The organism is Natronolimnohabitans sp. A-GB9, from assembly GCF_030848565.1.
Lineage (GTDB): Archaea > Halobacteriota > Halobacteria > Halobacteriales > Natrialbaceae > Natronolimnohabitans.
On the sequence record NZ_JAVDDV010000008.1, the window covers coordinates 84,562 to 107,700 of the forward strand.

A 23,139-nucleotide genomic window follows, 5' to 3' on the forward strand; every position below is an offset into this window, starting at 1 on the left:
ATCAGCGGGCACCTGTTCGGCATCGACGCCACCACAGGTCGGGATGTGATCCGCGGGGCTTGGCCCCGGTCGGGATTGAACCAGGAAACGCCCGCAGGTGATTACGATGGCAAAAAGCTTCTACTCCCACATCAAGGACGCATGGAAAGACCCCGACGACGGTAAGCTCGGGGAACTGCAGTGGCAGCGAAAACAGGAATGGCGAGACCAGGGCGCAATCGAGCGTATCGAACGCCCGACCCGCCTGGACAAGGCGCGTGAGCTCGGCTACAAGGCCAAGCAGGGCATCATCATGACCCGCGTGTCGGTCCGCAAAGGGACCGCGCGAAAGGAACGATTCACGGCCGGACGCCGTACCAAGCGCCAGGGTGTCAACCGCATCGGGCGGCGCAAGAACATCCAGCGCATCGGCGAGGAGCGCGTCTCCCGGAAGTACCCCAACCTGCGGGTGCTCAACAGCTACTGGGTCGGAGAAGACGGCAGCCAGAAGTGGTTCGAAGTGATCCTCGTCGATCCGAACCACCCTGCGATCGAGAACGACGACGACCTCAACTGGATCTGTGACGACTCCCACCAGAACCGCGCCTTCCGCGGGCTCACCAACGCCGGCAAGGACAACCGCGGTCTGAACAACCGCGGCAAGGGTGCCGAGAAGGTCCGCCCGTCCAACACCGGCGGCCAGGGTCGCGCGAAGTAACGCCGATCGCCGCAGCGACACCGATTTTTCTTCGAGACGAGCCTCGATCCGATCCTCGAGCGGTCAGTACACGCCGTCTTCGAGTTGGACTCTCGAGCGATCGCGCCGTCTACGGGGCGATGTCCGTCCGCCGTCGGGCGGGGACTTATTTCGGATGCCCGTGTAGGGTGATCTATGCCAGATCACGTTCTCGTCCCGATCGACGAATCGGAGCGTTCGACACAGGCCCTCGAGTTCGCATGTGAAGAGTATCCCGACGCCCGAATCACGGCCTTGCACGTCCTCGACCCGGGCGATCTCTATGCGGCGACAGGAGTCGAAGGCGGGACGATGGCGAACTACGACGCGATTCAACAACACCACGAGAACCGGGCCGAAGAGCTGCTGAACCAGGCACGCGAGATGGCCGCCGATCACGACGTCGAGATCGAGACCGACCACGTCGTCGGCGGGATTTCGCGGTCGATCGTCGACTACGCCGACGAACACGACGCCGACCACGTCGTGATCGGAAGCCACGGCCGGACGGGCGCGAGCCGCATCCTGCTTGGTAGCGTCGCCGAGAAGGTCGCCCGTCGATCACCGGTTCCGGTGACGATCGTTCGGTAGTACGGCCGACACTATTTCTGCCCGTTCGCACCCGCCGTCCGTACTCGAGGTCCGACTCTGAATCGCGTGGTTGCCGTCGCTGTCGGACTGACGTGAAATTACGAGACGCGATATCGATCTACGCGGAGACGGTCTGGCTCTCCTGTTCGGACTCCGAGGAGCGCATGTCCAGGTCAGCCCGGAGCGCCTCGATCGCGTCTTCGGGGTCGGTTTCGGAGTCAAAGACCCGATCGAAGCCCATCTCGCGGAAGAACGTTCGGGTTTCCTCGAAGTCGTCCTGTCCGACGGCGAGGTTGCCGCCGATGTAGGTGGTGACGTCCTCGAGACCAGCGTCGACGATCCGCTGGTGGAAGCCCTGACAGTCCTGTTTGGCGTGACCGTAGAGCGAGGAAACGAGTACAGCCTCGGCGTCGTGTTCGGTCGCGGCGTCGATGAACTCCTCTTGGGAGGTCTGCACACCGAGGTTGACGACGTCGAATCCCGCGGCATCGAACGCCTGTTCCAGGATGGTGATCCCGACGACGTGGGCGTCGGAGCCGATCACGCCGAGGATGACTGTCTTCGTCATGTTCGTACCACCACAAACTGCGGGGATCTACATAAACCTAATGATTCATCATGTAAGTACTCGCCAGAGGATGAAGATTTCCTCTAGCAGGATCTCTCGAGGGAAATTCACGCGCCCACAGCAATGAATGAAAAGTGCTAGCAACCTGCATTCGGAGGACGATACGCTCGACCGTTCGAACGGCTGGTATCGCGTTCAGTACCGTTCCACCCGCCGACTGCTGTGTCGAACCCTATCGTGCGTGTCGGTTCGACCCAGCAGCGCAGGCGTGGAACGCCACTCAGACGGTCGTGAGAGCGTCGACCGGCGCGTCGGTTCGGCTCCGTGCGCGCTCGATTCCGTCCTCGCCGGCGGCGATGAGCGCGAAGACGCCGGCGACGTCGGCGTTGGCAGTCTCGACGATGTCGAGGAGCAGTTCCTGGGTCTCGCCGGATCGGATAAGATCGTCGACCACGAGAACTGACTCGCCGGCGTCGACGGCCGACTCGGGGAGATAGTAGGTGAGTTCGATTCCAGACTGGAGACGTTCGCGGGCCTCGATGAACTCCTCGACGGCGGTTTCCTTGCGCTTTTTCGCGTATGCACACCGCGTCCCGTAGTAACTTGCGAGCGACGCGGCGAGCGTAATGCCGTCCGTTGCGGCCGTCAGGACCACGTCGGGACGGTCGAAGTCGAACCCGTTTGCGACGACGGGCGCGACGAGGTCGAGAAACGGCTGGTCGAAGACGGCCGCGGAGTTGTCGACGTATCCCTCCTCGTCGACGCCGATTCTGGCCTCGAGTTCCGCGGCCAGCGCCTCCCTGCCGAGGTCCTCGACGACCTCACGTGCGCGATCGGTGCCCGGCAGGACGTGGCCGTTGACGTACCGGTTGAGGTCACCCGCCGGGAGACCGGTCGTCTCGGCGAGTTCGTCGTACGTCCGGGTCTCTTTTAACATCCGCAACACGTCGACGGCCCGCAACTGGAGCGCTGCCTTCTCGGCTCTGTTCATACGTGTTATGCACGATTCCGCAACTATGGGTATTTCGGTCGTAACTCCAACACAGATAACCACAAACGTGGTAGAGAGGTCGCAGTATCGGAGCTACGAGTCCCCGTCCTCAATACCTGTCGATTGGCTTCTCGCGGCCGTAGCGTTGTACCAGCCGTCGCATAACCCGCGCCTGTGCCTTCTGGAGGAGCGTCGCCGCCGTACTCGAGGCACAGTCTAACTCGTCGGCGACGGCGTCGACGCCGGCTGCCCGGGGAACCTCGAAGTAGCCGACGTCGACCGCACACTCGACGGCCTCGAGCTGGCGATCCGTCAGTCCGCCGCTGATCGGCGCGTGGCGACGGTCGTACTCCCCGATCGTCTCTACGGTGACGTCGATCGCTGCGGGTAGGCCGTCGAGCATCGCCTGTAGGTCGTCGCCGTCGCCAACGACGGTCACGTAGAACGCGGCCGTAGAATCGTAGACGATCGGCGGAACGGCGACGAGATTCAGCTCCGCGAAGGCCGCGCGCCAGCGGACGTCTTCCTCGCGGGTCTCCTGGCGGACATAACAGTAAAAGGACTCGTCGTCGATCGGGGTTAGATCGTACCAGCGGACCGACTCGACGGACTCGAGGGCGTCCACGTACCGATCGCGGTCGGCCTCGACGTAGAACAGTTCGTACTCGAGGCCGTCGTCGCGAGGGTCGAGATTCCAGGCCCGAAGCTCCTCGTATCGAACGGCGTCTCCCTCGCGGATGAACCGCTGCATCGGGTGGAGCATCGAGTCGGGCTGGGAGAGCCGAACGTCGAGATATTTCATTCGCCTGTCGGCTATCGGACCGGCGGATACTTATAAATCAGCTAGTACGTCCGTGAGAACGTTCAGCGGGAACGCGATCGTTCGATCGACTATGACAGGCAAATCGGACTCTGGCGATCGAACAGTTCGGCCGAGGGAGGTGGCGTCGTGTTCGAGTCGCTGACGACGATCGCGTTCGCCGTCGGCGTCGGCAGTTTACTCGTTCCGTTCGTTGGCGTCGCCGCCAGTGCCGCCGGGATCGCCGACTACTGGCCGCCGGGCGAGCGCAATTGGGCGTTCTACGTCCAGTGGACACTCTCACAGGTGTTCAGCGTCTCGTTGCTCGTGGTCGCCGTCCTCGACTGGAACAGTCTTGGACTCCCGCGAGTGGCGACGCTCGTCGTCGGTGTCCCGCTGTTCGTCGTCGGGTTCGCCGTCGCCATCGCGGCCGGACGCGACCTCGGCCTCGAGGAGACGTCGGGGCTGGCCGGCGAGTTGCGAACCGACGGCTGGTATCGATACTCCCGGAACCCACAGTACGTCGGCTACATCGTCGCGACCGTCGGCTTCGCGTCGCTCGCAAACGCCACGCTAGCGACCACGCTCTGTATCATGTACGTCGGCTGGTGGCTAACGCTGCCCTTCGCTGAGGAGCCATGGTTGCGCGACCAGTACGGCGATGCGTACGACCGCTACGCCGAACGTGTGCCGCGGTTCGTCGGCGTTCGAACGCTTCGTGCGATCAAAAACGAGACCGGAACTCGAGCGTAACGATCAGTCCTGCAGGAAGTCCGGCTCCGTCCGCTGCTCGTCGATTTCGGCCTCGAGGTGGCGTTTGAACGCGTCGATCTCGACGTCGTACTCCTGGTCCTCAAAGCGGTCGCGCACGGAGATGTTGTCGGCCTCCTCCTCGTTGTCGCCGACGATGATCTGGTAGGGGACCCGGTCGTCGTGGGCCGCGCGGATCTTCCGTTCTAAGGTGGAGTCACGGTCGTCGACCTCGACGCGGAAGTCGTCGAACTCCGCGGCGATCTCGTGGGCGTACTCGAGGTTGTTGTCGGAGATCGGCAGGACGCGGACCTGTTCGGGCGCGAGCCACAGCGGGAACCGACCCTCGTAGTGCTCGATGAGCATCATGAAGAACCGCTCGTAGCTGCCATACAGCGCGCGGTGGATCATCACGGGGCGGTGCTCTTCGTTGTCTTCGCCCACGTAGGAGAGGTCGAACCGCTCGGGCATGTTGAAGTCGAGTTGGACGGTCGGGCCATCCCACGAGCGGCCGATGGCGTCCTCGAACGCGAAGTCGATCTTCGGTCCGTAGAAGGCGCCATCACCCTCCTCGATCTCGTAGTCGTGGTCGCGCTCCTCGAGGACACTCTCGAGCGACGATTCGGCCTTCTCCCAGATCTCGTCGCTCCCGACCGACTTCTCGGGTCGGGTGGCCAGGGCCATCTCGTAGTCGAGGTCGAACGTCTCCAGAACGTCCGTGATCATGTCCATGATCTCCTCGACCTCGCTTTTGATCTGATCCGGTCGGATGAACAGGTGGCCGTCGTCGATGGTAAACGCCCAGACCCGGGAGAGCCCCGACAGCTCGCCGCGTTGCTCTTTGCGGTAGACCTTCCCGTTTTCCGCATAGCGGATGGGGAGATCGCGGTAGCTCCAGGACTGGTCCTGGAAGATCGCGGCGTGGCCGGGACAGTTCATCGGCTTCAGGCCGAACTCGTCGTCGCCGACGTCGAAGATAAACATGTCGTCGGCGTAGTTCTCGTAGTGGCCCGAGCGGTGCCAGAGGTCGGTCTTGAAGACGTGGGGCGTCTCGACGTAGTCGTAGCCCGCCTCCTCGTTTAGGTCCTCGACGAAGTCCTCGAGTTCCTTGAGGACGGTCTTGCCCGGTGGATGATACAGTGGCAGTCCGGGGCCGGTGACGTCCTGAATCGAGAAGAGGTTCATCTCGTTGCCGATCCGCCGGTGGTCACGCTTCTCGGCCTCGCGTTTGCGATCTAAGAAGTCCTCTAAGTCGCTTTCGTCCTCGAAGGCCGTCCCGTAGATGCGGGTCTGCATCTCGTTGTCCTCGTCGCCGCGCCAGTAGGCGCCGGCGATCTCGAGGAGTTCGACCGCGCCGATATCGCCCGTCGAATCGACGTGGGGGCCGGCACAGAGATCCTCCCACTCGCCCTGTTCGTAGAAGGAGACCTCGTCGTTCTCGTCGGCGAACTCCGCTAAGAGTTCGAGCTTGTAGGGCTCGCCTTCGAGGCGCTTCTCGGCCTCCTCGATCGAGACGTCCTCGCGTTCGATCTCGTAGTCGGCCTCGATGATCGCCTCCATCTCGGCTTCGATCTCTTCGAGGTCTTCCTCGTCGACGTCGAGGTTATCGAAGTCGTAATAAAAGCCCTCGTCGGTCGGCGGCCCGATCGCGAGTTTGACCTCCTCGGCGTCGTACAGTCGCTCGACCGCCTGGGCGAGACAGTGGGCCGCGGAGTGGCGCATGACCTCGAGGTACTCGTCGGAGCCGTCGGTGACGATCTCGAGTTCGGCGCCGTCGTAGACTGGTTCTTCCTTGGCGACGAGTTCGCCGTCGAGCTTGCCGGCGGCCGTGTCGCTGCCGAGCCCGGGGCCGATTTCGTAGGCGCAGTCTTCGACCGTCGCGCCGGCGTCGACCTCGAGTTCGGAGCCGTCGGGCAGTACTACCGCGATCCGTTCCTGTGAATCTGATTCTGACATGGCTATCGCTGTGGCTGGTCGGTGAACTTCGATGAGAAGTTCGGTCGGTAGTCCGCGTTCCGCTCCCTGTGGAGTGGTCCGGTCACAGCAAGCGGTAGGTGTGAGTTAGAAACGGGCGAACGCCCCTGTAAAGCGGACACCTACCATCGTGAATACGCGTAGTCTCGAGCAGGATAAAAGCGTTGTGATGGCGCGCTGGTCACACGTATCTTCACAGTAAACGAGCGAGCCGTACACCGCCGAAATCGACGAGATAACGGCGGTTTGGCGTGATTATCGGATCATCTCCGAGATCGCTATTGAATTTCCACGAAGGAAAGAGTCGACTTCCGCCGATATTAGTTCCGGGGCTTCGGCGGGGCCGCCGTGGCCAACGCTGTCGAACTCGACGAGGCGGCTGTTTGGGAGCAGTTCGTGGGTGGTGCGAGCGCTCTCTCGAAGAAAATCGGGACCGTCGGTCCCGGCCAACATGAGTACGGGCGCGGCAACGTCGAAACTGTTTGGTAGCTGGTACTGCTCAACAGCGCGGTTCATCCGAACGACCTCCTCAGCGAGGTCTACACACTCCGGCCAGGCCGGCCATTCTGTCAGCCATGCATCGAGGTCATCGATTCCGTCCGGATGAAGGACCTGCTCGATATAGCGTTTCACCGCCTTACGCCGGTTACCTGCCTCGATGAGTGTCTGCATTCGGTCTGCAAGGTCGGCTTCAGTTCGGTAGTCATCAGGAAGGATCGCCGGTTCGTACGCAACAACTGACGCTACCGGTACGTCCGTCGCAGCTTCGATCGCAGTGAGTGCGCCGTAGGAGTGACCGAACAGAATTGGATCTCCGTCGACAGCGTCAACGAGCTTTCGCACGTATTCGATCTCGCGATCCAGCACTTCGTCGGCGCTGGTCTCGGTCGGACCGTCGAGACACGTTCCGAATCCCGGCCGTTGTGGGACAATTACAGTGTAACCATCTAGGTGTGGAAAGATCGGATTCCAGTATTCACGGGGCGCCATTCCCCCATGGAGAAGAATCAGGTCTGGGCCATCGCCGTGGCGTTCGTACGTTACTTCGATATCAGCTTCGGACTGTATCGTTTGCATCCATCTATGCATTCGGAACGGGCGGGGCTAACTGATTCTCTCAGTGATGAGGGTGTTTAAATGAGGACCGAAACATACCACGTCAGGCCGGTGGAAGGAATAGCTGGTTGGAAGCTGTAGTAGTCACTGAACGTCAGTGATTCGATCGCACGGTTACTGTGATACCGGTGTACAAAACCCTCAGTCCGTCGAACTTTCGACACGTCCATTAGCACCGATCGAAACGATGCGGTATGGGACTCGTTGCAGCGTTTGATATCCGCTGTGAGTCACTCCCGCTTGTCGGGGTCGCACGGGCAGTGCCCGAGGCGACGATCCTTCTCCGGCTTCAGTTCAACCACGGTAATCGGCCGCTCTTTATCGCCACCGTGACGAGCGATTCACAGAGCACAGTTGAGAGTGCCTTGACTGATGCCGACGACATCGACGAGTGGATGTTGATCGGAGAGTCCGGCGACACGCGACGGTATCAGGCGTTGCCGGCGCTCAGTTTCGAGGAACAGCTTGGCGACCACATCGACGACCTCGACGGACTCAAAGCCCTCGCCACCGCTGATGCTACTATCGAACGAATCGAAGTCAACACAGATGGATGGCGACAGTCTGGGTGGTTTGCTAATAGAGAGGCTTTCACCGAGTTCTCGTCTTTCTGGCAACGTAATGCGGGGTTTCGATTACACCGTCTCGCTTACGATGGTGACCCTGAACCACCTGGTGATGGACTCTCCGACCGTCAACGCGAAGCGCTCAGAACGGCCTACGAAATGGGTTATTTCGACGTTCCCCGGCAGACATCTCTGGAAAAGATTGCTGCAGAGTTAGATATTTCGGCATCTTCGGTATCGGAGCGAATTCGTCGTGCTCAAACGCAACTCATTGAAGAAACGGTCGCAACAAGGTGGCCGTCCCTCCCCGACTAACACTACAGCGTTTCGTATCGAGCAGGTCTCGCGAATTCGAGAGAGACAGTCATACGGTCTCCTGTCGTCACTGCCCGCCGATCGCCACACGGGGTCGGCGGTTGGCGGGAACTCGATACAGCAGTCCGTATCGATGCTCAGCGGAGACTCCCTCGCGACGAACGAGTGGAGATCACTCCTCGGAGAGACGCCCGGGCGTCCACTCTGCGTCGAACTCCTCGTGGAGGTACGGCTTGGCGTCTTCGCCGGCATAGGTCGCGACGAGTTGGCCGTCGCCCTCGAGGTGGTACTTGTAGGTCGTCAGCCCCTCGAGACCGACGGGACCGCGGGCGTGGATCTTGCCGGTGGAGATGCCGACCTCCGCGCCGAGGCCGTACCGGTAGCCGTCGGCAAAGCGCGTCGAGGCGTTGTGATAGACGCTCGCAGAGTCGAGCCCGCGCATGAACCGTGCGGCGCGGTCGTCGTCTTCGGTGACGATCGACTCGGTGTGTTTCGAGCCGTGGGCCGTGATGTGGCCCATGGCGGCTGACAGCGAGTCGACGACCTTGATCGAGAGCTCGAGGTCGCCGTACTCGGTGTCCCAGTCTTCCTCGGTCGCCGCGTCGACGTCGACGACTTCGCGGGTCAGTTCGTCGCCACGCAGTTCGACACCGGCCTCCTCGTAGCGTTCGACGATTCCAGGGAGGAAGTCGGCGGCGACGTCCTCGTGGACCAGCAGCGTCTCGACGGCGTTACAGACGGCGGGATACTGCACCTTCGCGTCGAAGGCGATCTCTTCGGCCATCTCGAGGTCGGCCTCGGTGTCGACGAAGACGTGACAGATTCCCTCGGTGTGGCCGAGTACGGGGATGCTCGTGTTGTCCTGGATGTAGGAGACGAACGCCGAGCTGCCACGGGGCATCAGCAGGTCGATGGAGTCGTCCATCTCGAGCATCGCGTTGACGTCCTCGCGGGCCTCGATCTGCTGGGCCCAGCCGTCGGGCAGATCGGCGGTGGCCTCTTCGATGATCTCGAACAGCACCCGGTTCGAGTGGGCCGCCTCGCTGCCACCCTTGAGGATGACCGCGTTGCCGGATTTGAGCCCGAGTGCGGCGATCTGGACCAGGGCGTCGGGTCGGGACTCGAAGACCGTCCCGACGACGCCGATGGGGACGGCGACCTTGTACAGTTCGAGGTCCTCGTCGAGCCGTCGTGCTTCCAGGGTCTTCTCGAGTGGGTCCTCCTGGTCGGCGACGCTGCGGACCATCTCCGAGATGTCCTCGAGTTTCGACGGCGAGAGCTTCAGCCGATCGACCAGCGCCTGGCTGTACTCGCCCTCCTCGAGGAGTTTTTCGGCCTCGCTGACGTCTTTCTCGTTTGCCTCGAGGATCTCGTCGTGGCGCTGGTCGATCGCGTCGGCGATCGCCTCGAGTCCGGCCCGCCGTCGCTCGTCGGGCAGCGTCGCAAGCTCTAGGGCCGCGCTCTCTGCCTCCGCTACCTTGGTTTCGATCGTCTTCTCACTCATCGGTGACACCGTTTATGGGGACAAATAGCGTCCCGACCTCCTTGCCAGTAGCGATTTGATCAAGCACGTCCGGTTCGGTCGATTTGGCGATGACCGCCGGGATACCGTGTTCGCTGACCTCGCGAGCGCCCTGGACCTTGGTCTGGATGCCGCCGAAGGTCGAACTCGAGCTCTCGTCGATGATGGCCTGGACCTCGTCATAGTTGTCGCCGACGGCCTCGATGCGTTCGGCGTCGGGGTCCCGTTTCGGGTTGCCGGTGTAGACGCCGCCGACGTCGGTCAGCGTGACGAGCAGGTCGACACCGACGCCGATCGCGACCGACGAGGAGAGCATGTCGTTGTCGCCGATGCGGATCTCCTGGGTCGCGACGGCGTCGTTCTCGTTGATGATTGGCACGACGTCCCACGAGAGCAGCGTTTCGATCGTGTTCCGGAAGTTGGTAAACCGGTCGGTGTTCTCGAGGTCGTGTTCGGTCAACAGGATCTGTGCGACCTTGGTGTCGTACCGTTCGAAGCTCTCGGTGTACCGGCGCATCAGGTGACTCTGTCCGACGGTCGACAGCGCCTGGGACTCCTCGACGGTCTCACCGGTGTAGCCGACGCGGCCGACGCCGGCGCCGACCGCACCCGAGGAGACGAGGATGACGTCTGTCCCTCGTTCCCGAAGGTCGGCGATGTCGTCGACGAGTTTGTCGAGTTTCTCGTCGTCCAAGTTCGACGACTCGTCGGTCAGGGAGTTGGTGCCGGCCTTGACGACTGCACGGTCGGCCTCGGCGGCCCGTTGTCGTACGCGGTCGATCGCTTCGGGGGTCATCATCTCACTCATTGTCTCCGTTGCTGGCGAGTTCCGCGGATCGCTCTGCAGCGGCTGTCACCGCGTCGGCGACCGCCGCATCGGCGTCGCTGTCCCACAGGACTTCCATCCCTTCGATAGTCGTTCCGTTCGGCGAACAGACGCTGTCGATCATCTCGTCGATGGGACGGTCGGACTGCAACACCGTTTCGGCGGCGCCCTTGAACGTCTGTGCTGCGAGCAGCCGCGCCTGTTCGGGCGTCAAGCCGTCGTCGACGCCGGCCTCGGCCATCGCACCAAGGAGGTAGTAGACGAAGGCGGGACCGCTGCCGTTGACGGCGGTCGCGATGTCCATTTTCGACTCGTCGATCTCGACGAACTCGCCGACGGCGTCGAGCAGTTCTCGGACGTCGTCGGTGACGCTGTGTTCGGTCACTGCCGCAGCCATCGTCCTCGTCTCGGCGGCGAGGTTCGGCATCACGCGAACGACCGTCGCGTCGGTGTACTGCTCGATGACGTCCGTCGGGACACCCGCCGCGATCGAGACCAGCGTCTGATCAGGCGACAGTTCGATCTCCTCGAGCACGGCCTCGACGATGTCCGGTTTCACGGCGACGACGACGATCTCCGACTCCGTTGCGACCGCGGGATCGGTGGTCGTCCGTGAACTGTACTCGGCGACAGCCTCGAGCGCGTCCGGATCCAGGTCACACGCCGTCACCGCATACTGGTCGGACGCCGAGAGACCCTGTAACAGGGCACTCCCCATGTTGCCACAGCCGATAACGCTCACATCTGTCATCCTACTCAATTCTGGGTGGCGAAGTGGACATACACCTTTGGATTCGACTGTTACTCGCGGTCGGCCAGCAACTCGCTTGCGGTCACCAACGCATCCATCTCGACGCCGGCGTCTTCGACGTTCTCACGGCCGCCTTCCTCTCGGTCGACGACCACGAGCGCCCGTTCGACGGTCGCGCCCGCGTTACGGAGCGCTTCGATGGCCTCGACGAGGCTCGTCCCCGTCGTCACGATGTCCTCGACGACGACGACCTCTTCGCCGTCCTCGAGATCGCCCTCGATCAGGTTCCCCGTGCCGTACTCCTTGCGCTGTTTGCGCGCGATGACGTAGGGGACGCCGGCGGCGACACTGGTCGCAGCCGCCAGTGGAACGCCACCGAGTGCGACGCCGCCGAGTTTGTCGTCGGCGTCGACGCGGTCGGCGAACGCATCGGCGATCGCCGCGAGACAGTCTGGATCGGTCTCGAAGAGGTACTTGTCGACGTAGTACTCGCTTGTGCCTCCGTGGGAGAGTTCGAACTCGCCGAACTTGACGGCCTCGGCCTCGCGCAGGGCCGTGATGAGTTCCTGGTTCGTCATTGCTCGAACACCCGCACCGGACCGAAATAAGCGGTGTGGAACCGATCGGTGGATCTCATCCTCGCATCGGGTCGACATCCGCCCGCGTACCTTTTTGTCGGTACCGACGAGAGTTCCGTTCGATGACACCGTCCCGTGCACCGGATCCCCACCCGGACGTCAAGAACTTCCTCGAGCGATACGATTCGCTCGAGATCCCGTCGTTCCACGAATGCTCGGCCGTGGAGGCCCGTCAGACGTTCGAGCAGCTACAGGTCGGCGGCGAACCGGCGGTCGAACTCGCCTCCGTCGAGGACCGAACGATCGACGGACCGAACGGCACCGTCCCGATCAGAATCTACGAGCCCGGACCCGTCGGCGACGGCGACGACGCCGGTGACCGACCGCTCGTCCTCTACTTCCACGGCGGCGGCTGGGTCATCGGCAGTATCGACACCCACGACGACACCTGTCGAACGCTCGCCGCCGAGTCGGGCTACCCCGTCGTCAGCGTCGACTACCGACTCGCGCCGGAGCACCCGTTTCCCGCGGGCCTCGAGGACTGTTATGCCGCCCTCGAGTGGGCCGCCGAGACGGCGCCGACACTCGAGGCCGATCCGGATCGGCTCGTCGTCGCGGGCGACAGCGCCGGCGGTAACCTGGCGGCGGCGACGGCACTGCTGGCACGCGACCGTGATGGCCCCGAGATCGCCTACCAGCTGTTGATCTACCCGAACACCGGTGACGTCACCGAGACCGAAGCCTACGAGGAAAACGGCGAGGGATACGTGCTGACAGCCGACGACATCGAGTGGTTCCGCGAGCAGTACTTCGAACGCGGAATCGACGAGGGGAACGTTTACGCGTTGCCCCGCCGCGTTGCCGACCACTCAGGGCTCCCGCCGGCGACAGTCATCACCGCCGGCTTCGATCCGCTCAGGGACGACGGTGCCGCCTACGCCGAGGCGCTCGAGGCCGACGGCGTCCCGGTGGTCTATCGCAACTACGACGACGTCGTCCACGGCTTCGTCGGTATGCTCTCGGAACCAGTGACCCTCGAGCGAGCCCACGAGGCCATCGAAGATGCCGTCCGCGACCTCCGGAAGACCCTCGAGTGAGCGGATCACGATGACGATCGGTCGATGCAGTTCGGTCCCGTCCGTCTCACCACCGTTCGACGCGGTATGGCCCGTCGACGGCTTCGAATCGATCGATCCCGAGTACGCAATCCCGCTCGAGGGGGACGTCGATACGTGGCGTCGCCTCGACGATGATCTCGGTGACGGTGTCGCGGTCGGACATCACGTGAGACGTCCGTCGGCGGGGATACTGTCGGACAGCAGTCAGTGACCCGTCGGTCGCGGATTCGCGGCCGTCACCCGCGGGGACGGCCGCAGCCATGCGACCGACGGTGAATCGTGCTGTTCGACAGTATGACAAAAGTCCCGTCCTCGTCTCGAGTTACAGGTCCCAGCCCTCGAGCGTATACGCCATCTCCCAGAACCGATACTCGAGTTTGGCACTCGTCAGAAACGCCTCACGCATGGCCTCGTGTTCGCCGGGATAGCGCGTTCCACACTGATCGACGAACTCGCGACACCACGCCGTGGCCTCGCGGAACTCCTCGCCGGTGTACAGCTCGATAAACGGTGTGTACCGATGCTCGTCCTCGGCGAGATCGGCCATGTGCTCGGCGACGTCGAGGTACCCCTGCATACAGGGATACAACGCGCCGGCGATCTCCGCGAGCGAACCCTCGTGGGCCGTCCGTACGAGGAAGTTCGTGTAGGCGACACAGGTCGGTGCCTTCTCGACGGACTCGAGTTCCTCGGGTGAGATACCGTAGTCGGCGGCGAACTCCCGGTGGAGGTCCATCTCGTGATCCAAGACCTCGTGGGCGACGCCGAGCAGGTGGGTCATCGTCTCCTCGTCACGGGCCTTCGTGCCGGCGATCGAGAACAGCCGTGCGTAATCGAGGAGATACCGGTAATCCTGTTTCACCCAGTGTTCGAACGCGGCCTCGTCTACCGTCCCCGCCGCGAGTTCACGAACGAACGGGTGGTCCTTCTGTGCCTCCCAGATGTGTGCGCCGTCCTCGAGTAGCTGATCGCTGAACGCCATCTCGACTCGAGTCTGAGGGACCCGATGGTATTATAATCATGCTATATAATTCATTGATAGCATAGGGACGTGAGTCCGCGATCGGGACGACTGGTCGGATACGGACGGTTCTGGCATCGCGAAGAAGGCACGGGCGGAAAACACGCCGGCGTGAGCCGCTCGGTGGGGGACGAACGGTTCGGGCACGGCGCCGGCGTGCCGGGTGAGTGGTAACTCGGTGTGCCGCTGTCGGTCTGGGGAGTGATGACAACGGTGCCGACGATCGTCGGCAAGTAATACTTTATACTGATGACTTATAAATTTTTTACCTAATTACTTATTTTACCGGAGCCAGGACTGGCACGAAGATCGCATTCGAGGGAAAACGGATCTTGCAGTCGAGCGTCGAGACTCGAGGAAACGAACGCTGTAAAAAACGAGGGTCGACGTCGACCGGTGTGATCGGGAGTCGGTTGGAGTACTACAGGCGCTTGCTGACGTAGGGTCCGTCCTGGTGGTAGCCGAGTTTCTGCCGGTAGTACTCCCGGGCGCCGATGCCCGAGATGACACTGAGTTTGTCGTAGCCGGCGTCGGCGGCGAGAGCCTCGGCGCGTTCCATCAGCCGACGGCCGTAGCCTTTGTGTTGGTGTTGGTCGGTCTCGCCTTCGTCGCCCATCGTGACCTCCGAGCCGTAGACGTGGAGTTCGCGAACGAGTGCGGCGTTCTCGAGTTCCGGTCGCACCGGGTCCGACGGGAACCGAAGCCGACAGAAGCCGATCAGGAGGTCCTGTTCGAAGTCCTCGAAGGAGATGAAGTGTTCGGTGCCGCCACAGGCGTCGTAGGTCATGACGTCGAGTTCGACGTCATCGGGTTCGGCGTCGTTCATCCCGACCTCGCGACAGCGGATACACTCACACGACCAATCGTGGTCGTCCATCCGCTGTCGGGCGAGCTGTCGGAGGTTCGACTTCCAGACGCCGGCGTCGATGAAGTCCGCCGGGATGTCCCGCTGGACGCGCTGGAGGCGCGTGTAGCGGGGAATCATGTCCTTGATCTCGGCGATCAGTTCGGCGGCTTCCTCGTTGCCAAGCGGTTCGAACTCACCTTTGTGCCACCAGTCGTAGGTCGCCGTCCCGCGGACGATCAGCGTCGGATAGATCTTCAGGTAGTCGGGCTTCCAGGCGTCGTCCTCGAAGAGTCGCCGGAAGTCCTCGAGACACATCTCCTTCGACATCCCAGGCTGGCCCGGCATCATGTGGAAGCCGACCTTGAACGCCGAATCTCGCAGGCGCTGGTTTGCCTCCATCGACTCCTGGACGCCGTGGCCGCGGTGCATCTCGCGGTTGATGCGCTCGTAGGTCGTCTGGACGCCGACCTCGACTTTCGTTCCGCCCAGATCGAGCATTCGATCGATCTGTTCGGGATCACACCAGTCGGGTTTGGTCTCGAAGGTCGTCCCGATGTTGCGGACGTCTGCAGTCTCGTTTTCGGCGATAACGTCCTCTAGGTACTTCCACTCGTACTCCTCTGGGTCCTGTGCGAAACTCTCGTCCTCGGCCGGCTCGGGTTCTTTGTCGACGTCGTAGTCGTTCATCGCCTCCAGAGCGCGTTTGACGAACCACTCCTGGTAGTCGTGGCTGCGGGCGGTCATCGTCCCGCCCATTAGGATGAGTTCGACCTTGTCGACGGGGTGACCGATCTCGCGCAGTTGCTCGAGACGAAGGGTCACCTGTCCGTAGGGATCGTAGTCGTTCTGGACTCCGCGGGCGGCGGCGGGTTCCTCGCCCGTGTAGCTCTGGGAGGAGGAAAACTCCGAGTCGGGTCCGCCGGGACAGTAGAGACACTTCCCGTGGGGACATCGCTCGGGCGAGGTCATGATCGCGACCGGCGAGACTCCCGAGGCCGTCCGGACGGGTTTGCGCTGGAGAACTTCCTCGAGTTCCTCGCGGCGCTCCTGGGGCGCGTAATCGAGCAGCTCGGAGTTTTTCGGCACTTTCGGTGCCGAGTACTCCGAACAGGCCTCGAGTTTGGCCTTCTCGACGTCGTCGCGTTCGATCTCGCCCGCGAGGATCCGGTCGATGAGCGTCTCACAGACCTGCTCGAACGCATCAGTCTCGGTCGGATCGGAGTCGGGCGTCTCGGTACTCACTATACGAATTTGGACGGTCACCGCGAATAAGCGTGTCGGAGTCGCGACCCTACAGCTACGGCCGTCGGGAGCAAACTCGAGTGTACCGATCGAGAACAAAGACGACGACCGATCACGGACGGCTACTCGTCGGTCGTCGGCCGGATCAACTCCAGATACGGGTGGAGCGATTCGGGTGTAACCCGCAGCGACACCGTCTCGCGGTCGACGTCGTAGGTCACGATTCCGACGTCCGTCAGGTAGGGTAGATGCGCGTGACAGAGACCCGTGAGAACGCGCTCGTAGGCGTCACGCGTCGGGTCGCCTTCCTCGATCGTGACGTACTCGGCGACGTCACCGAGTGCGACGGCGCCCGGCTTGGTGACGAGATACTGCAACGCGTGTTGTCGACGTTTGTTCGACAGGGCGCCGAAGATCGTCGTCGGCGATACGTCTTCAGTGGCGGTCCCTGCGTCGGGGTCTAGTGCATCGGATTTCATAGCGACGGGTCCGTCTCGGCCTACGCGACACCTGGCAACGTCCGCATCTCATCGCGACTTCGGCAGAGTACAGGCGAGTGGATGTGCCATCTACTCATAAACTTTCCCATGAAATTAATCGGGTGCGCGGACAGTCTCGAGGAAAAGCGCTTGCGATCGGACGCGCTCGCTCTAGAGATGGTGGCCGCCGTCCGGTGGCATATCACTCCTCGAGCAGCGTGGGTTGGTAGGCCGTTTCGTCCGGTTCCATTCTGGAGACGTGAACCGTCCAGTTGGGCGCACCGGTCGCGGGGACGGTAACCTCCCACGTCCGTTCGATCGGCGTCCCGTGGGCGAAGGCGGTCGCGATCAGATCGGTCAACTGGCGCTCGAATTCGGTAGTCGCTTCGGCTTCTGGTGGCGTGTCATTTGGTGGCATTCAGTGGGTGCGCGGAGTCGACGCGTAGCTCACGGTCACAAGAACCGCGTGTTACAGACTCCACGGGAAGTGGACGTCACGACCGAATATAACCACATCGCCGTTATAGCGCCCCTCTCGAGGGTCGGGGAGACACATCCCGGCACACCGTGACTCGCCTGCGGATCGCCGGCATCGACCGGAGCCGTGGATTCGGTCCCCATCGACGTAGATTCGACGGACGCGTCGCTATGGGGTGTATCGACGGTCGGAGGAGAGACTGTCGCGTTACGCGAGCGTGTCGCCGAGTGCCTCGAGTGCGGCCTCGCGGACGGCATCGCGTTCGCCGGGCAGGAACTCGACGTGGCCGTCCTGTCCGCCGACGACGCGAACGCCGGCGTCGGGTGCGACGGCAGCGATCTCGTCGCCGAGTTGTCGGACGTCGACCTGCTCGGTCGCACGGACGTGCAGTTCGTCGTCACCGACACCGAGCGTGACGAACGGTTCGTCGGCGTCGTCACGCTGGCGACGGTGGAGCGCGTCGAGCAACAGCGTCGTCGTCGGGAAGTTGTACCGGTGGGTAAACGCCGCCGTATCGAGGACCGCAGCGGTCAGCCCGTCGACCTGTTCGATCTGGAGGTTCTCCCGGGCCGTCTCGAGTTCGGTCTCGAGTTTCGCGCGGAACTGTTCGGAGACGTGGGCCGCGAGATCGCCGTCGCGGGACGTCCCGTCCTCGCTACCGAATAGCAGGTCGATGACGAGTTCGCGTTTGTCCTTGTAGGACTGGTAGAACGACTCGAGGGCGACGGCCTCCCGCCGTTCCGAGATCGCGGTCTCGTCGTAGCCGGCGTCGGTCGCGAGCTCGAGGTACGCCTCGGGCGTCTGCTCCCAGTAGCTGATTGCAGGGAGATGCTCGAGATCAGCACGGACGTCGTCGTTGACGTGAGCGGCAACGTTCGAAGCCAGTGCCGTCGACGTCAGATTGGAGACGTCGGCGCCGGCGAGCGACGGGGCGACGGCGACCGAGACGGCGTCGGTGATCTCGTCGTCGGCTCGGCTGTCGTCGATGACGACCGTCTTCGCGTCGTACAGCGAGAGCAGGTCGTAGCCGTCGACGGATTCGACCGTCGAACCGGCGTCGACGACGACGACCAGCGGCAGTTGCTCGCCGTGGCGGTCGCGGGCCTCGAGCATCGAGGTGACGTCGTTGGTCGCGGCGTCCATGTCGTAGACGCGGCCGTCGAGCGGACGTCGTTCGAAGTAGTGATACTCCGCATCCTCCTGGGTGTGTTTCTCGCGGATCAGTGGGAGGACGGCCCGCTCGATAGCGGCACCGGCGACGTAGCCGTCGGCGGTCGCACCGTGGCGGACGACGATCGGACGGGCCTCCATGACGGCCCGGCGGATCGCGGTCGCGGCGTCGGCGATTCCGCTCTCGACGGCCGTGACGGGGTCGTGTTCGGCCAGAAGGTCGATCTCGGCTGGCCGGGCTTCGCGTTCGATCGCGTCCTCGAGGCGGTTGCGAACGGTCTCACGGTCCTCACCCTCGAGTACGTCGAGCGTCTCGGTCTCGATCTGGAGGTCGCCGTTGTGGCGCTCGACTTCGCCCTCGAGGGCGACGACGTCACCGACGTCGACAGTGGGGTAGGCCCGCACGCCGGCTTCCTTGAACGCAGCACACTCGACGCTGCCGGTCTCGTCGCTCAGTTCGAACACCGTCGGACCGCTGGTCTGACGGACACCGGTGATCTCGCCCTCGAGACGGACGACAGTCCCGACCTGGGTGTCGATAGACTCGACCGTCGTACGCTTGAGCGCCGGTTCGTCTTCGGGTTCGGCGTCGTCGGCGTCGTCGGTCGCGTGCGACGCGGCGGGCGTCTCGGTCGCGACGGAGCCGCTGCCGGAGGTGACCGTCTCGGCTGCGTTCGGCGCAGCGGTGTCGTCGGTCGGGCCGGCCTCGTCGGCAGCCGTCTGGAGTTCGCCGGCTGCGGGTTCCTCTTCGGGCTCGTCTTCGCCTTCAGGTTCGGCCTCGCTCTCGGTGGTGTCCTCGTCGGCTTCTGCCTCGAAGTCCTCGGGACGGACCTCGGTGTCGCCCGTGTCGATCAGCTTGCCACGGAACTCGCGTTCGCGCTGGCGGATCGACCAGCCGAGATCGACGTTTCCGTTGTCTCGGACGTCGAGTACCTGGACGAAGACCTCGTCGCCTGGCTCCCAGTCGAGGCTCTCGAGTCGTTGGTCGAGTTCGCTTCTGTGCAACAGACCGGTTACGTGGTCTCCGATGTCAACGAAGACACCGAAGTCGGCGTAGCCGTCGACGACCCCGCGGTAGTACCGACCGGGGGTGAGCTGCGAGGGTGCGCTGCCACGAAACTCGAAGACGACGTCCTCCTCGTGACTCTCGCAGATTGCACCGTCGACAGCTGTGCCACAGATGATACAGTTACCCATCTATTCGGACCAAGCAGTTTCGCCCTAAAACGGTTGTCGAAATGCGGCCGGACTCGGCTCCGTCCGTCTCACTCGAAGACGGGCGATTCCTCCTCCATGGTCTCGATGTCGTCGACGAGCTTCCGGACGTCGTCCGGGAACAGCGAAACCTGGATCTCGCTGCCGTCCTCGTCCTCGAAGACGAGTTTGACGCGCTTGTCGCCGAACTCCCGTGCCTCGGCGGTCTCGACGTCGAACATCTTGACCTCCGCGGACTTGTTCGTCGGGCCGACGTTCTTGATCGATCCGTCGTTTACCTCTACCATGAAATCCTCGAGCGTCAGTGCGAGCATACGCTCCGTACGAACCCAGCATAGAAAACGCCACGGCATCGCCACGAGGACGGGACGTCGTCTTCAGTGCACCTTCGGCTCGGGCCATGGAACAGACCGGGCGGTTACTGATACTGTCGGACAGCACGATTCGGCGAGCGGTCGCGCGACTGTGGCCGACTCGAGGATAACGGCCGCGACGTCGCGACCGACTGCTCACTGACTGCTGTCCGACAGTATGGCCGTCGTTCGACGGTATGACCATCGCTTCCGTACGAGCGCTCGACTACTTTTAAGTTGTGTTCACACCAAGTGTTCGCGTGCAATGCAAGTCACCTGGCACGGCCACTCGACGTGGCACGTCACCGTAGGGGAGACGGAGCTGTTGATCGATCCGTTCTTCGACAACCCGAAAACGGACCTCGAGCCGTCGGACGTCGACGAACCGGACTACGTGTTGCTGACTCACGGCCACGCCGACCACATCGCCCACGCCGGCGAGTTCTCCGGGGCGACGCTGGTTGCGACGCCCGAACTCGTCTCCTACTGTGAGGCCGAGTTCGGATACGAGGACGCCGTCGGCGGGATGGGGATGAATCTGGGTGGTACCGTCGAGTGTGGCGATGCGCTCGTCACGATGGTTCGTGCCGACCACACGAACGGCATCATGACCGAGAACGACGCGAGCGGCGGTATGCCCGCCGGCTTCGTCATCTCGGACGGCGAGCCGACCGACGAGTCGTCGACGACGCTGTACAACGCCGGCGACACGTCGCTGATGTCCGAGATGCGTGACGTCATCGGCGAGTATCTCAACCCCGACGCGGCCGTCGTTCCTATCGGCGATCACTTCACGATGGGTCCCCAGCAGGCCGCCATCGCCGTCGACTGGCTCGACGTCGATGTCGCCCTGCCCCAGCACTACGATACCTTCCCACCGATCGAGCAGGACCCTGCGGACTTCGAGAGGGCAGTCGCCGACACGGGCAGCGACGCCGAGGTCGTCACACTCGAGGGCGACGAGTCCTCCGAACTCTAGTGGCGGTCCACGCCTGCACTGCTGGGTGAAATCAGCCGACGACCATCGATTTCACCCAGCAGTCGACGGGTGGAACGGTACTAGCGTCGGTCCGTCACTAATACTTCCGGACAAAACGATGCACACACCGATCGCGCCTCGACGCCTGTCGCGTTCCGCGACAGCGTCTCGAGTGCGATCGGGTGTTTACTGACTTTTGTCCGGTAGTATAATCGGACGTTCCGATCTTTCTTCCAACCGCTCTCGAGCGACGAGCGCGACGACTCCGACGACTGTGAACGCTCGTCGGCCTGGAAAGAGAGATTCTTTGTCGTGGGGCCGAAATCGGGTCGTATGGAACGATCCGTCTCGCTGATCGGTGCCGGGGCGTTCGGGCTTCTCGCCGGACTCTGGGCGATGAACTTCTACGATTCGTACGCGATCATCTGGGATTTCGCCGCCGCCGTCGCCGTCTTCGGTCTGGGAAGCCTGATCGCCGGGCTGTTGCAGAAAGCCGGCGTCTACTGATACTGCCGGAACGACGGACACTGCGACGCGATCGAGCGGGTGCTGACAGCGTTATCCGACAGTACGGTCGATCGGCGGTCGATCGGGGACGGACCCGAATCCGACCGGAACCGAGACACCAGTAACGTTTACAGCGACGGCTGTGGACGACTCGAGTGCGATGACGAAAAACGTTACCACCGTCTCCGAGGAGGGGTTCAGCGCCACGAACGAGGTTCGCGACTTCGAGACGACTATCGACGCGGAAGGCGACGCGGCGCCGGACACGCTCGAGACGCTGCTCGCGACGTATGCGTCCTGTTACGTGCCGGCGCTGCGCGTCGGCGGACAGCAACGCGGGGCCGACGATCTCGGCACGATCGAGATCGAGTCGACGGGCGAACTCAACGACGACGACAAACTCGAGTCGATCTCCTTCGACATCCACGTCGAGGCCGACGTCGACGACGACACGGCCGAGGAGATCATCGACCGCGCGAACGAACTCTGTAAGGTCCACGACGCCCTGAAGCCGGAGCTTCACGCGGACATGTCCCTCGAGGGCGACGCCTTCTAGGCCGCGGTAGCCCGACCAGTACACCGCCGTTCTCGGTCGGCTCGTCGACGGCGAGTCGGCCGTCCTCCTGCTCGAGGCCGACGGCTCGGTCGTCGACGAGCGCGTCCTCGAGGTCGAATCGCTGCCGGAAGCGGGCCGCCACGAGGGGGCCGTCTTCGACGTCGAACTCGAGGACGAGACGCTCGGCGAGGTGACCTATCGACCCGAGACCGAACGGGAGCGACGCGAGCGGGCACAGGAGCGGTTCGATCGCCTCTCGGAACGGCTCTCGGACGAGTAACTGCTCGGAGCGTCGATCGGAAAGAGAGTGGAACGAAGGTCAGGGGGTGGCCCTGTGGTGGTTCGGGATGCGTGGGATGACACAGCGGCGGAACGCCATCGGTGGGATGGATGCCGCTGCAGTACGTCGGTTTCTCCCTCGGTGAAATAGCTGTGATGCCAAACTATGTTGGTATCTCTCTCGAAAGGACGAACGCGATCGTCCGTCTATGGGGCTCGGTCACGAGCAACGGTGGCAGTCGATGGCCACCTTCATGGCACTGCTCGAGTCACAGACAGGCATGTTACGTTCGTTCGACGGGATCGAACCCCAGGTTGCCGAGTCGGCGTACGTCGACGAAGCAGCGGTCGTGATCGGAGATGTCGTCATCGAAGCGAAGGCGAGCGTCTGGCCGAACACGACGCTGCGTGGCGATAACGGCCGGATCGTCGTCGGAGAGGGTGCAAACGTCCAGGACAACGCCGTCCTCCACGAGGACGCCGAGCTCGAGCCCTACTCGACGGTCGGCCACAGCGCGATCGTCCACGACGCGACCGTCGCCGAGCGCGGGCTGGTCGGGATGAACGCGGTCGTCTTAGATGGCGCTCACGTCGGTGAGGGGTCGGTCGTCGCGGCTGGCAGCGTCGTCACCGAAGACACCGAGATTCCGCCCTCGACGCTCGTCGCCGGCGCCCCCGCCGAACCCAAGACCGAGATCGACGACCCACATCTCGAGTCGACCGCCGACCGATACGTGGCACTCTCTCGAGAGTACGCCGAGACGTCGGAACGACTCGACTGATACTGCCGAATCGTCGATCACCGAGATGAAGACGATCTCGGTCGCGCGATT

Annotated in this window: 25 protein-coding genes and 1 pseudogene; 10 read left to right on the top strand and 16 right to left on the bottom strand. The window is 63.0% G+C overall.

What is annotated here, in order from left to right; all coding sequences use genetic code 11:
• Positions 1–106 precede the first annotated feature (106 nt).
• Both RBH26_RS12410 and RBH26_RS12415 read left to right on the top strand, forming a co-directional pair.
• On the top strand, positions 107–697 hold the full coding sequence (locus tag RBH26_RS12410) for a 50S ribosomal protein L15e (RefSeq protein ID WP_306758636.1): 591 nt from the start codon (positions 107–109) through the stop codon (positions 695–697).
• 174 nt (positions 698–871) lie between these two features.
• A complete protein-coding gene (locus RBH26_RS12415; RefSeq protein WP_306758637.1) occupies positions 872–1,306 on the top strand; it encodes a universal stress protein in 435 nt (144 codons plus the stop codon).
• Positions 1,307–1,424: 118 nt separating this feature from the next.
• On the opposite strand, the gene glmS is transcribed toward RBH26_RS12415, so the two are convergent.
• The 3 genes from glmS to RBH26_RS12430 all read right to left on the bottom strand — a co-directional run bounded on the left by glmS (position 1,425) and on the right by RBH26_RS12430 (position 3,667).
• Positions 1,425–1,874 (bottom strand): methylaspartate mutase subunit S, encoded by a 450-nt coding sequence (gene glmS / locus RBH26_RS12420; RefSeq protein WP_306758638.1) that lies wholly within the window; start codon positions 1,872–1,874, stop codon positions 1,425–1,427.
• Positions 1,875–2,154: 280 nt separating this feature from the next.
• Positions 2,155–2,865, bottom strand: coding sequence for a phosphoribosyltransferase family protein (locus RBH26_RS12425; RefSeq protein ID WP_306758639.1), 711 nt, complete (start codon positions 2,863–2,865; stop codon positions 2,155–2,157).
• Between the two features lie 109 nt (positions 2,866–2,974).
• On the bottom strand, positions 2,975–3,667 hold the full coding sequence (locus RBH26_RS12430) for a helix-turn-helix domain-containing protein (RefSeq protein WP_306758640.1): 693 nt from the start codon (positions 3,665–3,667) through the stop codon (positions 2,975–2,977).
• A 147-nt stretch (positions 3,668–3,814) separates the two neighbouring features.
• On the opposite strand from RBH26_RS12430, the gene RBH26_RS12435 reads away from it, so the two are divergent.
• Positions 3,815–4,417 (top strand): PEMT/PEM2 methyltransferase family protein, encoded by a 603-nt coding sequence (locus tag RBH26_RS12435; RefSeq protein WP_306758642.1) that lies wholly within the window; start codon positions 3,815–3,817, stop codon positions 4,415–4,417.
• Positions 4,418–4,420: 3 nt separating this feature from the next.
• On the opposite strand, the gene thrS is transcribed toward RBH26_RS12435, so the two are convergent.
• Entirely contained in the window at positions 4,421–6,370 is a 1,950-nt protein-coding gene (gene thrS, locus RBH26_RS12440) for a threonine--tRNA ligase (protein ID WP_306758643.1), read from the bottom strand.
• A gap of 273 nt (positions 6,371–6,643) precedes the next feature.
• On the bottom strand, positions 6,644–7,465 hold the full coding sequence (locus RBH26_RS12445; RefSeq protein WP_306758644.1) for an alpha/beta hydrolase: 822 nt from the start codon (positions 7,463–7,465) through the stop codon (positions 6,644–6,646).
• 233 nt (positions 7,466–7,698) lie between these two features.
• Here RBH26_RS12445 and RBH26_RS12450 point away from each other — a divergent pair, with 233 nt between their 5' ends.
• Positions 7,699–8,385, top strand: coding sequence for a helix-turn-helix domain-containing protein (locus RBH26_RS12450; protein WP_306758645.1), 687 nt, complete (start codon positions 7,699–7,701; stop codon positions 8,383–8,385).
• A 172-nt stretch (positions 8,386–8,557) separates the two neighbouring features.
• On the opposite strand, the gene RBH26_RS12455 is transcribed toward RBH26_RS12450, so the two are convergent.
• From RBH26_RS12455 to pyrE, 4 genes are read right to left on the bottom strand one after another with little or no spacing between them, the layout of a single operon-like run.
• Positions 8,558–9,889 (bottom strand): glutamate-5-semialdehyde dehydrogenase, encoded by a 1,332-nt coding sequence (locus RBH26_RS12455; protein WP_306758646.1) that lies wholly within the window; start codon positions 9,887–9,889, stop codon positions 8,558–8,560.
• Complete coding sequence (gene proB, locus RBH26_RS12460; RefSeq protein ID WP_306758648.1) at positions 9,882–10,715, bottom strand: glutamate 5-kinase; 834 nt, start codon at positions 10,713–10,715, stop codon at positions 9,882–9,884. The genes RBH26_RS12455 and proB overlap by 8 nt, the downstream gene beginning before the upstream one ends.
• Positions 10,708–11,484, bottom strand: a complete 777-nt coding sequence (gene proC / locus RBH26_RS12465; protein WP_306758649.1) for a pyrroline-5-carboxylate reductase — start codon at positions 11,482–11,484, stop codon at positions 10,708–10,710. The genes proB and proC overlap by 8 nt, the downstream gene beginning before the upstream one ends.
• A 50-nt stretch (positions 11,485–11,534) precedes the next feature.
• Positions 11,535–12,062 (bottom strand): orotate phosphoribosyltransferase, encoded by a 528-nt coding sequence (pyrE, locus tag RBH26_RS12470; protein WP_306758651.1) that lies wholly within the window; start codon positions 12,060–12,062, stop codon positions 11,535–11,537.
• A 122-nt stretch (positions 12,063–12,184) separates the two neighbouring features.
• On the opposite strand from pyrE, the gene RBH26_RS12475 reads away from it, so the two are divergent.
• Positions 12,185–13,159, top strand: coding sequence for an alpha/beta hydrolase (locus RBH26_RS12475; RefSeq protein ID WP_306758652.1), 975 nt, complete (start codon positions 12,185–12,187; stop codon positions 13,157–13,159).
• Positions 13,160–13,205: 46 nt separating this feature from the next.
• Here RBH26_RS12475 and RBH26_RS12480 read toward each other — a convergent pair whose 3' ends face one another.
• The 7 genes from RBH26_RS12480 to RBH26_RS12510 form a co-directional block, all read right to left on the bottom strand.
• The gene (locus RBH26_RS12480) at positions 13,206–13,343 is read right to left on the bottom strand and encodes a hypothetical protein (RefSeq protein ID WP_306758653.1); all 138 of its coding nucleotides are present in this window, start codon (positions 13,341–13,343) and stop codon (positions 13,206–13,208) included.
• Positions 13,344–13,502: 159 nt separating this feature from the next.
• Positions 13,503–14,162, bottom strand: a complete 660-nt coding sequence (gene tenA / locus RBH26_RS12485) for a thiaminase II (protein WP_306758654.1) — start codon at positions 14,160–14,162, stop codon at positions 13,503–13,505.
• Positions 14,163–14,622: 460 nt separating this feature from the next.
• Entirely contained in the window at positions 14,623–16,290 is a 1,668-nt protein-coding gene (locus RBH26_RS12490; protein WP_306758655.1) for a tRNA uridine(34) 5-carboxymethylaminomethyl modification radical SAM/GNAT enzyme Elp3, read from the bottom strand.
• 122 nt (positions 16,291–16,412) lie between these two features.
• Positions 16,413–16,769 carry a hypothetical protein gene (locus RBH26_RS12495; RefSeq protein WP_306758656.1) on the bottom strand — a complete coding sequence of 119 codons (357 nt, stop codon included), beginning with the start codon at positions 16,767–16,769 and terminating at the stop codon, positions 16,413–16,415.
• A gap of 202 nt (positions 16,770–16,971) precedes the next feature.
• Positions 16,972–17,187 carry a hypothetical protein gene (locus RBH26_RS12500; protein ID WP_306758657.1) on the bottom strand — a complete coding sequence of 72 codons (216 nt, stop codon included), beginning with the start codon at positions 17,185–17,187 and terminating at the stop codon, positions 16,972–16,974.
• Positions 17,188–17,454: 267 nt separating this feature from the next.
• Positions 17,455–19,614, bottom strand: coding sequence for an OB-fold nucleic acid binding domain-containing protein (locus RBH26_RS12505; RefSeq protein WP_306758658.1), 2,160 nt, complete (start codon positions 19,612–19,614; stop codon positions 17,455–17,457).
• A gap of 68 nt (positions 19,615–19,682) precedes the next feature.
• Positions 19,683–19,946, bottom strand: coding sequence for a hypothetical protein (locus RBH26_RS12510; protein WP_306758659.1), 264 nt, complete (start codon positions 19,944–19,946; stop codon positions 19,683–19,685).
• Between the two features lie 304 nt (positions 19,947–20,250).
• On the opposite strand from RBH26_RS12510, the gene RBH26_RS12515 reads away from it, so the two are divergent.
• The 5 genes and pseudogenes from RBH26_RS12515 (at position 20,251) to RBH26_RS12535 (ending at position 23,088) form a co-directional block, all read left to right on the top strand.
• Positions 20,251–20,964 carry a metal-dependent hydrolase gene (locus RBH26_RS12515; protein WP_306758660.1) on the top strand — a complete coding sequence of 238 codons (714 nt, stop codon included), beginning with the start codon at positions 20,251–20,253 and terminating at the stop codon, positions 20,962–20,964.
• Positions 20,965–21,297: 333 nt separating this feature from the next.
• Positions 21,298–21,471: a hypothetical protein gene (locus tag RBH26_RS12520; RefSeq protein ID WP_306758662.1), complete on the top strand. Its 174-nt coding sequence runs from the start codon at positions 21,298–21,300 to the stop codon at positions 21,469–21,471.
• Between the two features lie 160 nt (positions 21,472–21,631).
• Complete coding sequence (locus RBH26_RS12525) at positions 21,632–22,027, top strand: OsmC family protein (protein ID WP_306758663.1); 396 nt, start codon at positions 21,632–21,634, stop codon at positions 22,025–22,027.
• A 19-nt stretch (positions 22,028–22,046) separates the two neighbouring features.
• Positions 22,047–22,307, top strand: a pseudogene (locus tag RBH26_RS12530) (DUF3006 family protein); the annotation flags it as partial.
• A gap of 280 nt (positions 22,308–22,587) precedes the next feature.
• Entirely contained in the window at positions 22,588–23,088 is a 501-nt protein-coding gene (locus tag RBH26_RS12535; protein ID WP_306758729.1) for a gamma carbonic anhydrase family protein, read from the top strand.
• Positions 23,089–23,139 lie beyond the last annotated feature (51 nt).